General features: G+C 70.1%; 6 protein-coding genes. 5 read left to right on the top strand and 1 reads right to left on the bottom strand.

Annotation, left to right across the window (positions count from 1 at the left end):
- Nucleotides 1-29: 29 nt before the first annotated feature.
- Nucleotides 30-536 carry a MarR family winged helix-turn-helix transcriptional regulator gene (locus ACFSCU_RS15960; protein WP_180549239.1) on the top strand — a complete coding sequence of 169 codons (507 nt, stop codon included), beginning with the start codon at nt 30-32 and terminating at the stop codon, nt 534-536.
- On the opposite strand, the gene ACFSCU_RS15955 is transcribed toward ACFSCU_RS15960, so the two are convergent.
- Nucleotides 533-1,141, bottom strand: coding sequence for a flavin reductase family protein (locus tag ACFSCU_RS15955; protein WP_377561137.1), 609 nt, complete (start codon nt 1,139-1,141; stop codon nt 533-535). The two genes, ACFSCU_RS15960 and ACFSCU_RS15955, sit on opposite strands and share 4 nt — an antisense overlap.
- Before the next feature lie 55 nt (nt 1,142-1,196).
- Between ACFSCU_RS15955 and ACFSCU_RS15950 the strand changes: the two genes are divergently transcribed.
- The 4 genes from ACFSCU_RS15950 to ACFSCU_RS15935 all read left to right on the top strand — a co-directional run bounded on the left by ACFSCU_RS15950 (nt 1,197) and on the right by ACFSCU_RS15935 (nt 6,228).
- Entirely contained in the window at nt 1,197-2,162 is a 966-nt protein-coding gene (locus ACFSCU_RS15950) for a M14 family metallopeptidase (RefSeq protein ID WP_180549238.1), read from the top strand.
- A 114-nt stretch (nt 2,163-2,276) separates the two neighbouring features.
- Complete coding sequence (locus ACFSCU_RS15945; protein ID WP_180549237.1) at nt 2,277-2,693, top strand: carboxymuconolactone decarboxylase family protein; 417 nt, start codon at nt 2,277-2,279, stop codon at nt 2,691-2,693.
- A gap of 126 nt (nt 2,694-2,819) precedes the next feature.
- Nucleotides 2,820-5,447: a DUF1631 family protein gene (locus ACFSCU_RS15940; protein WP_377561136.1), complete on the top strand. Its 2,628-nt coding sequence runs from the start codon at nt 2,820-2,822 to the stop codon at nt 5,445-5,447.
- A 115-nt stretch (nt 5,448-5,562) separates the two neighbouring features.
- Nucleotides 5,563-6,228 carry an alpha/beta hydrolase gene (locus ACFSCU_RS15935; RefSeq protein WP_377561135.1) on the top strand — a complete coding sequence of 222 codons (666 nt, stop codon included), beginning with the start codon at nt 5,563-5,565 and terminating at the stop codon, nt 6,226-6,228.
- The last annotated feature ends 139 nt before the right edge of the window (nt 6,229-6,367 follow it).

Raw genomic sequence — 6,367 nt, 5'->3', positions numbered from 1 at the left:
GCGGCGGCCGGCCGTGCCAAGATGGCGCGATGAACACCCCGAAAAAGCCGGCCAGGCCTGGTGGTGCGGCGCGCCGTGCCACGGTTCAGAAGCGCTACCTGACCTACAAGCTCGACCTGATCAAGACGCTGGCCACCAAGGCCGCCGACGCCTATTACGTCGAGGCCAGCGGCATGCGGGTGCGCGAGCTGCGCCTGCTGCGCCTGGTGCACGACACGCCCGGCGTGGCCGCGACCGAGCTGCGGCACCGGCTGGTGCTGGACAAGACCCTGCTGTCGAAGAACCTGGCCGATCTGGAAAAACGCGGCCTGATCGAGCGCGAGACCGACCCGCACGACAACCGCGTGCAGCGCCTGCATCTCAGCGCCGAAGGCCTGCGCGTGTGGCGCGAGTGCGAGCGCATCGGCCGCCGGCTGGAGGCCGAGATGTTTGCCGACATGCCCGAGGACGACTGGCACCGCCTGCACGATCTGCTCGACAGCGCGCTGGCCTCGCTCGACCGCTGGCGTGCCGAGCACGGAGGGCGAGGCACCTAACCCGAAGTCTGGGCACGCGCCTTGAGCTGCGCGCCCGGCACCACGAAGTTGCCCGCCCCCAGGTGGTGCGGCGTTCGCCATGCGGGCGGCGTGTCGTCCAGCGGGCGGAACTTGCCGCCTTCGAAGGCGCGCTCATCCACCCACGCCGCCACCGCCTCGCCGATGAACAGGTCGTGCGCCTGCTGGAGGTGCGGCTCGGGGATCAGGCGGCATTCCAGCCAGCCGATGCAGCCGGCCACCAGCGGCGCGTCGATCACCGAGGCGGCGTGGTGCGCGATGCCGAAGGCGGCGAACTTGTCCTGGCCCGGCAGTTCACGCCCGCTGATGCTGCCCACGGTGAACACCAGATCGGCCTGCGCCACGCAGGGCACGCCGATAGCGAAGCTGCCACTGGCTTCGAGCAGTTCGCGCGTGAAGCTGGCCTTGTCGAGGCACACCGCCACCTTGGCGGGGCTGAAGTCCAGCGCCATGTTCCAGGCGCAGGCCATCACGTCGCGTCGCCCGGCGTGCGCGGCGCTGACCAGGACCGAGGCACCGGTGTTCAGCAGCCGGTAGGCGTGCTTCAGTTCCAGGGGGTGGGCGGTGTCGGGCAGGGCGGGTGTCATGGCCGCGAGCTTAGCGGCAGCCGATAAGATGCCGCGCTCAAGCTCGCATCGCCTCATGAACCACGCAGCCCCCGTCCTCGAAGTCCTGCCGCGCGACCTGTCGGCCTACCGCGTCGGCAACACCGGCATCCCGTTTGTGCACCGTTTCGACAGCGGCCGGCCCGGCCCGCACGTGCTGATCAACGCGCTGACGCACGGCAACGAGATCTGCGGCATGGTGGCCGCCACGCACCTGCTGGATACGGGCGTGCGGCCGAAGATCGGCACGCTCATCGTCAGCCTGGCGCACGTCGAGGCCTACGAGGCCTTCCGCCACGACGAACCCTTCGCCAACCGGCAACTGGTGCACAACCTCAACCGCATCTGGTCCGACGAGTGGCTGGACGGCCCCGAGCACAGCCCCGAGCTGCGCCGTGCGCGCGAACTGCGCCCGGTGGTCGCGGCGGCCGACCACATCCTGGACATCCATTCCACCAGCCAGGCCGTGGCGCCGTTCTGGGTCTACCCCGGCTTCGAGCGCAACGCGCGCGCGGCCCTGGCCATCGGCGCGCTGGACCGCGTGACCACGCATCTGGTGATGCCCGCCGGCCTGGGCAGCGGCACGCCGCTGATCCAGCACGGCCGCCACGGCCGGGCCGACGGTGGCGCCGGCGTGGCGCTGGTGGCCGAATGCGGCCAGCACTTCCTGCAGGCCTCGGCCGACCTGGCGACGGCGGTCACGCTCGACTTCCTGGCGTACTTCGGCCTGGTCGACGCGCCGTCGCACGCCGCGGCGCCGGCTGCAAGGCAGCGGCGCTTTCAGCTGCTGCAGACCTGCATGGTGCGCACGCCCGACTTCCGCTTCGTGCGCCCGCTGGTGGGCTTCGAGACCTTCGCCCTGGGCGAGCTGATCGCCAACGACGGCGATGCGGGCGAAATCCGCGCGCCGTGCGACGACTGCACCGTGCTCATGCCCACGCGCCAGCCCATCGTGGGGCGCGAGGCGGTGTACCTGACGCGGCCGATCCTGGCCAATGGCTGACACCGGTCGACACAGATTTTATGAAAGAAATAGGCCTTCAGCGCTTGTGCAGCAAGCGCGAGAAGCTATTTATAAGATAGCAAAAACCGCACGATCAACAGGAGCACAAGACCCATGTCCACCGTCAATTCTGCTGGCGATGCCGGCCTGGACCCGCGCGTAAAGGCCGTGTTCGACGACATCCGCGCCACGCGCGGCACGGACTTCATCAACAACTTCTGGCGCTACCTGGCGTTCGACCCGGCGCTGCTGGAGTCGACCTGGGCCGAGGTCAACCGCGTCATGGCCACGCCCTCCGGGCTCGATCCGCTGACCAAGGAGATGATCTACATCGCCGTGTCGGTGGCCAATGGCTGCGGCTACTGCGTGCATTCGCACACCGGCGCTGCGCGAGCCAAGGGCATGACGGCGGCGCAGCACGCCGAGCTGCTGACCATCGTCGGGCTGGCGGCCAAGACCAACCACCTGGTCACGGCGCTGCAGGTGCCCGTGGATGCGGTGTTCGACCAGGATGCCGCCCCGCGAAGCTGACATCGTCGACGTTTTCACGCCAGCGGCGCCCTTGTCGTCATCGATTCGGCGCCAGGCGCTATAAAGTCGGATGGATTCCGCATCGCCGTGCCCCCAGCGCGGACGACGTTGCGGCCCGCGTCTGCCATGTCCACCGCCAGCATTCACAGTCCCCTGATCAAGCGTGCCCGGCAGGAAGTCGTCTTCCTGTCGTCGTCGCTGTTCGACCGCTGCATCGGGGCCACCATCGAGGCCCTGGAAGATGCCGAGCGCAAGTCGCGCGCCATCGGCGTGCGCATGGAGCTGGGCGAGGCCTGGGCCGCGCTGTCGAAGCACCGGGCCGAGCTGCGCGGCGCGTTTCCTGCGCGGCTGGATACCGCCATGGCGCTGGCGCTGGACACCGCCCGCCACGCTGCGGTCGCGCCGACGCGCCAGATCCTGTCGGAGGACGACCTGGCGCTGGTCGAGGATGCCGAGGTCTCCCGCTTCGTCGAAGCCTCGCGCCTGCAGCAGACGGTGATGCCGGTGGTCGAGGAGTCGCTGGCCCTGCTCGATTCGCTGATGAGTTCGGCGCTGGGTCTGCCCGTGGTGCGGGCCGACCTGAACCCACTGCGCCCCGACGTGGCCTGCACAGCGGTGATGGAACTGCTGGACACGCTGCCCGAGCCGCCCGAGGTGCGCGCACACTGGGTGCGCCACATGGCCAGGCCGTTGGCCCAAGAGCTGAAGAAGCTCTACGAGAGCGTGAACAAGCTGCTGGCGGAGCAGGGCGTTGAAGAAGCGCGTTACCGCCTGAAGCTGACCGAGGGCGGCGTCCTGCCGCCCGGCACGGCGGGCGCGGCCCCCGCTGCCGGTTCAGGACAGGGTGGCGGCGCTGGCAGTGGCGGCTGGGGTGGTGGCGGCTGGGGCGGTGGTGCGGCGGCCGAGGGCGGGGCACTGCCCTCCGAGGCCGAGCAGTTGCAGCAGCGGCGCACGCTGTTCCCGCGCATGGACGACCTGGCGCAGGCCAGGCCTGCGGTGTCGCATGCGCTGATGCGCGATTTCCTGTACCGCCCGCAGTGGGTGGCCGAAAACGACGAGCCGCTGCCGCCCGCCTATTACGACGCCGTGCAGGCACAGTCTGCCGCCTTGCGGCAGGCGCCGGTGGACCAGTACGACGAGGCCGCCGCGGCGCGCACCCGCGCGCGGGCGCGGGCCCTGAGCGTGGTCGACCGGCCGGCGCGCCCGGTGTCGCTGGACCAGCCGCTGCCGCCCCAGGAATGGGGTGAGGCCGCTTCGCCCCAGGCGCGCACGCACACGCTGATGGGGCTGAAGGCGCAGGCCACGCACATCCGGCAGGCGCTGGGGCTGGATGCCGTGCGCACGCTGGTGCAGCAGGTGGCCGACGACCAGCGCGTGCTGGCGCCGGTGCGCGAAGCCTTTGTCGCCCTGGAGCCGGCGCTGCTGCGCATGGCCATGGCCGACCCGCGCTTCTTCGGCGACGACCACCATCCCGCGCGGCGCCTGATCGAGGGCGTGGCGCAGCGCAGCTTCCGCTACAACGACGAATACGCCGAGGAGTTCGAGCAGTTCATGGCGCCGGTGCGCCAGGCCGTGCGCGAGCTGAACGCCGAGCCCGAGGCTTCGGCCGAAGCCTTCGCCACCCGCCTGCAGGCCATCGAGTCGGACTGGCAGCGCCAGGACGAGGCCGACAAGCAGGCGCACGAGCCGGGTCTGCGCTCGATGCACTTCGCGCAGGAGCGCCAGGCGCTGGCCGACAAGATCGCCTGGGAGTTCAGCCTGCGCTCCGACCTGGAGGGCGTGCCCGGCGTGGTGGCCGACTTCCTGTTCCAGGACTGGTCGCTGGTGATCGCGCACGCGCAGCTGACCGACGAACGTGGTCAGCTCGACCCCGGCGGTTACCTGGCGGTGGTGAGCGACCTGCTCTGGAGTGTCAAGCGCGAGGCCGCGCTGAAGCAGCCGGCGCGCCTGTTCCAGGTGGTGCCCGGCCTGGTGCAGACCCTGCGGCGCGGCCTGGAAATGCTGGGCAAGGAGCCCGAGGAAACCGCCACCTTCTTCGACGCGCTGATGCGCTACCACGATCCGGTGCTGCGCCTGCGCCGCCTGCGCAGCGCGCGCGACGCCGAGGCGTTGGGCTTCGCGTCCCTCGGCGACGAATCCGGCCTGATGCCGCTGGAGACCGAAGCCGCGCCGCTGGAGCGGCCCAAACCCCGCGCCGCCGAACAGCCCTGGCTGGGCCGCCACGAGCTGCAGGCGGCCGGCTTCCACGACGAGGCCGATTCAGGGCCGGCGCCATTGACCGAGCACGCCGCACAGCAGCCAGGGCCGATGGCGGCTGCAGACACCGATCTCGGTGTTCTGACGGCGCCCGCCGCGCTTGCCGCGCCTGACCCATCCGACCAGCCCTTCGTGCCGCTCGATCAGCCTGCCGAACCGCAGCCCGTCGCCCAGATGCCGGCAACGGCGGCCGAAAGCACCGAGGACATCGAGGCCCGCACCCGCGCCACCCTGGCGCGCCTGCGCGTGGGCGACTGGGTCGACCTGAAAGTGCGTGGCCATTGGCGCCGCGCGCAGCTTCAGTGGACCAGCGACAACGGCACGCTGTTCATGTTCATCAGCCGCGGCGGTCGGCCGCACAGCATGACGCAGCGCACCTGCGAAAAACTGATCCGCAACCGCCACCTGCGCCCGGTCGACGCCAGCGCGGTGGTCGACAAGGCGCTTCGCCAGTTGGGCGACGAGGCCCGCCAGACGCGCGAAGCAGCGCTGGCCTGACATTGATTGCTTCAATTTCGATAGCTGCTCGCGCCCGCTGGTAGGGCGATGAACGCGGTTTTCATGCTCAAGTGCGGTGGGTGCAGGCCACCGTCAGGCACGCTACCATGCCGCCATGACCTCGCCACCCCACACCCTTGAAGCCGAAACCGGCCCCGATCCCGTCGCCAGCATCATCGTCATGCACGGCCTGGGCGCCGATGGCAGCGACTTCGCACCCTTCGTCGACGAGATCGACCTGCGCCCCATCGGCCCGGTGCGCTGGCTGTTCCCCAACGCGCCGCAGCAGCCGGTGACCATCAACGGCGGCTACGTCATGCCGGCCTGGTTCGACATTCGCCACGACCGCGGCGACGAGGACGAAGCCGGCCTGCGCCGCTCGCAGGCCGCCATCGAGGCCTTGCTGGCGCACGAGAAGGCGCGCGGCATGCCGGCGCACCGCATCGTGCTGGGCGGCTTCTCGCAAGGCTGCGCGATGGCGCTGCTGACCGGGCTGCGCCACACCGAGCGCCTGGCCGGCATCGTCGGCATGAGCGGCTACCTGCCGCTGGCCGGCACGCTGGCGGCCGAGCGCAGCGCCGCCAACGCCGACGTGCCCATCTTCCTGGCCCACGGCACGCAGGACGAGATGGTGGCGCTGCCGCGCGCCACCGCGTCGCGCGATGCGCTGCAGGCGCTGGGCTACGGTGTGGATTGGCATGCGTACCCGATGGGGCATTCGGTCTGCATGGAGGAGGTGGGCGATCTGCGGGGCTGGCTATTGAACGTGTTGGCGCCCTAGTGATTGCCGGGGAACCGTTGATTCGAGTTGACCTCTCCATGCATGCGCCAGTCCAAGTGAAGATCGTTATCGCATGGCTTGCGTTTGACGTTGTTCTTATCTGGCTGGGTGTGAGTTGTGCATCCGTTGGCGTCGTTCA

Origin of the sequence: Ottowia beijingensis (genome assembly GCF_042680925.1) — a bacterium.
Taxonomy (GTDB): domain Bacteria; phylum Pseudomonadota; class Gammaproteobacteria; order Burkholderiales; family Burkholderiaceae_C; genus Ottowia; species Ottowia beijingensis.
This window is presented reverse-complemented; position numbering and strand designations above follow the sequence as displayed.

Coding starts and splice junctions, on each gene's coding strand:
- ACFSCU_RS15960 (WP_180549239.1), top strand. CDS start 30: ATGAACACCCCGAAAAAGCCGGCCAGGCCTGGTGGTGCGGCGCGCCGT.
- ACFSCU_RS15955 (WP_377561137.1), bottom strand. CDS start 1,141: ATGACACCCGCCCTGCCCGACACCGCCCACCCCCTGGAACTGAAGCAC.
- ACFSCU_RS15950 (WP_180549238.1), top strand. CDS start 1,197: ATGAACCACGCAGCCCCCGTCCTCGAAGTCCTGCCGCGCGACCTGTCG.
- ACFSCU_RS15945 (WP_180549237.1), top strand. CDS start 2,277: ATGTCCACCGTCAATTCTGCTGGCGATGCCGGCCTGGACCCGCGCGTA.
- ACFSCU_RS15940 (WP_377561136.1), top strand. CDS start 2,820: ATGTCCACCGCCAGCATTCACAGTCCCCTGATCAAGCGTGCCCGGCAG.
- ACFSCU_RS15935 (WP_377561135.1), top strand. CDS start 5,563: ATGACCTCGCCACCCCACACCCTTGAAGCCGAAACCGGCCCCGATCCC.